The following is a 739-nucleotide window of genomic DNA, read 5'->3' as shown; positions in this document are numbered from 1 at the left end:
CAGCTCCCCGGCCAGCCAGTTGAGATTGCGCCAGCTGCCGCCGTAGCCATGGGACAGCACGACCAGGGGATGGCGCCCTTGATCCGGTGCGGCATCGATGATGGCCTGAATACCGACGAACGCTCGGTTCTCGCCGACGGGGCCGGACGGAGCGGTGTCCCGGGTCGGATACCACAGGCTGACGTTCAGCGGGCGCGGGTTATCGGCATTGACGACGATCTGGCGGAATCCTATCCCGCTCGGCTGTGCGGCGGCAGCCGTCAGAAACAGGAGTGCACTGAGGGTGGAAACAAATTTGAGCATTGCAGGCCTCGTGATGGCGTGAGCCTGCATTGGCCTGCATCGGAATGGCGAGCGCCGCGACCTGGAACGCGATTCAGGACCGGGCAAAATGTCAGAAGCGCAACGTGCTTCCGCACCAGGGACGTTCGGCAGTGGGATACCGCAATTCGAACGAATGGTCGCACATATGACCGCGCCTGGCCACCGCTGAAGGTCGGGATGGGGCAGGCGCGTCGTCCGACTGGCGCTCACTGCAACACGGGCATTACGGCGCCGCCATCCGGCGCGTCGAGGCCTGGCCGTTACTCGGATGACCGTGCGCTGGCCGTGTTCGTCGAAGCCCGGCAGCGTCTCACCATCGGCCTCAGCGATCATGTCGCGGGCCTGGAGTTCCCTGCGCTTATCGCTCGTCTAACGGTGCGCTCCTGCCCTCGCGACCGACCGAGGATGGAGGCGC

The 739-nt window shown here is 65.4% G+C and carries 1 pseudogene; it reads right to left on the bottom strand.

The window, feature by feature from the left end:
* A pseudogene (locus ACUSIJ_RS29640) lies at positions 1–303 on the bottom strand (lipoprotein signal peptide); the annotation flags it as partial.
* Between the last annotated feature and the right edge of the window lie 436 nt (positions 304–739).

Source organism: Pseudochelatococcus sp. B33 (assembly GCF_053570585.1).
This window is presented reverse-complemented; position numbering and strand designations above follow the sequence as displayed.